The following is a 2,108-nucleotide window of genomic DNA, read 5'->3' on the forward strand; positions in this document are numbered from 1 at the left end:
TAGGGGATGCGCCAGGGTTGCTCGCTTGCGCTCATGGTTGCCGTGCTCCGGGGCGGCTGAGGGAGGATCGACTGGCGAAGGATACCAAGGTCAGCGCTGCCAGCCAGGGCCGCACGGCCAAGCAAGGGATAGGCGCGTCGCTTGCCGCTACTTGGGCGCTTGTGCCATCCGCCACGCTCGGCGTCGGCGCCGATGACGACGAGCGCATGGGCCAGGCCAGGCATCTCTCGGCAATCCGCCCCGCTCTGTCTGCCAGAAGCGGTACTTGATCTCAGCGGCCTGTTCTAGCACTGTTGCCGCCTTAATTAAAGACGGAGCAGCGCATGCGCTTCTTCAATACTGAAGGTCCGGTCAGGCCTGAAGACCACTATTGTCTTCCGCCCCTGTCGCGCTGGGATCTTGACCAGGTGCTGATGCTGATCGACCAGAAGAAGTATTTCCTGCTTCATGCCCCGCGCCAGACCGGCAAGACCAGTTGTCTACTCGCGCTGATGGAGCGTCTCAATGCCGAGGATCAGTACTGCGCGCTCTATGTCAACATCGAGGCCGCGCAAGCCGCCCGGGAGCGCGTCGAGGCGGGCATGGCGGCTATCATCCAGGCGATCGCGAGCAGCGCACGCTGGCGATTGGGCGATGAGGCGGCCGATACCATCGCCCTTGAGGTGATCCAAGGCGGCGCGCTACTGGGCGGGGTGCAGGAGTTTCTCACGCGCTGGTGCGGTCAATCGCCCCGTCCCGTGGTCCTGCTGCTCGACGAGGTCGATGCCCTGGTTGGCGACACCCTGATCTCGTTGCTGCGCCAACTGCGCGCTGGCTACGAGCAACGTCCGCAGCACTTTCCGCAAACGATCTTGCTCTGCGGCGTGCGCGACCTGCGGGATTACCGCATCCATGCCAGCTCGGAGACGGAGATCATTACCGGCGGTAGCGCGTTCAACATTCGCGCGAAGTCGCTGCGCTTGGGGGACTTCTCGGCCGATGAGGTGCGGCGTTTACTGACCGAACACACCCTGGAAACGGGGCAGCACTTTACCGCAGAGGCGCTAGAGCGCGTCTGGACGCTGACCCAAGGGCAGCCTTGGCTGGTCAACGCCCTGGCCTACGAGACCTGCTTCGAGATGCGCGAGGGTCGCAATCGGATCCGTCCCATCGATCGGGACATGATCGAGCAGGCCAAGGAAGCCCTCATCGCCCGGCGCGTCACTCACTTGGATCAGCTCGCCGACAAGCTCCGTGAAGCGCGAGTGCGGCGCATCATCGAGCCGATGCTGGCTGGAACAGCGCTCGGGGAGGTACCGCTGGATGATCGTGATTATCTGGTCGATCTGGGGCTCCTGCGCCGCGTCAATGACGGTGGCCTGGACGTGGCCAATCCCATCTATCGTGAGGTACTGCCACGGATGCTGGCGAGCGGCCCACAAGACTCGCTGCCGCGGATCGCGCCGACCTGGCTCGATGCCTACGGGAAGCTCGACCCTGAGCGGCTCTTGCAGGGCTTCCTCGCGTTCTGGCGCCAGCACGGACAGCCGTTACTCGGCAGCGCCCCCTATCACGAGATCGCTCCACATCTGGTCCTGATGGCCTTTTTGCATCGGGTCATCAACGGTGGCGGCACCCTGGAGCGCGAGTATGCGATCGGCTCCGGGCGCATGGATCTCTGTTTACGCTACGGCGAGGTCACGCTCGGGATGGAGCTGAAGGTGTGGCGTCCAGGCTCACCCGATCCACTCGCTGAGGGGCTGGTGCAGCTCGATGACTACCTGGCGGGACTGGGCCTCGACAGCGGCTGGCTGGTGATCTTCGACCGCCGCCCTGATCAGCCTCCGATCGCGGAGCGCACAAGCAGCACGCCCGTTGTGAGTCCCGCCGGACGCCGAATCCAGGTGATCCGAGGCTAGTTGTGCTCAAGATCGTTGGCGAAGCCTTGCTGAGCGAGGTCCAATTTTTGGGACAGCTGCAACAGCTTGGCTGCAACAACTTGTCTAGCGGGCCGGTTTGTGTTCCTCGCTCGCCACCGCCTCGCGGTGCACCAGCTCCCAGCCGCTGTAGAGCAGCAGGATCGGGTGCAGGGTCGCCTCGCCGAGCTCGGCAGCGATGCGCCGATCGCC

2 protein-coding genes are annotated in these 2,108 nt (G+C 64.2%); one reads left to right on the plus strand and one right to left on the minus strand.

Features of this window, described 5'->3' with window-relative positions; all coding sequences use genetic code 11:
- On the minus strand, positions 1-224 hold a 224-nt coding region (locus tag CKO40_RS23990; RefSeq protein ID WP_207173840.1), incomplete at its 3' end, for a hypothetical protein.
- A gap of 99 nt (positions 225-323) precedes the next feature.
- Between CKO40_RS23990 and CKO40_RS23575 the strand changes: the two genes are divergently transcribed.
- Positions 324-1,898 (plus strand): ATP-binding protein, encoded by a 1,575-nt coding sequence (locus CKO40_RS23575; protein WP_200348899.1) that lies wholly within the window; start codon positions 324-326, stop codon positions 1,896-1,898.
- The last annotated feature ends 210 nt before the right edge of the window (positions 1,899-2,108 follow it).

The organism is Halochromatium glycolicum (assembly GCF_016584085.1).
GTDB lineage: Bacteria > Pseudomonadota > Gammaproteobacteria > Chromatiales > Chromatiaceae > Lamprobacter > Lamprobacter glycolicus.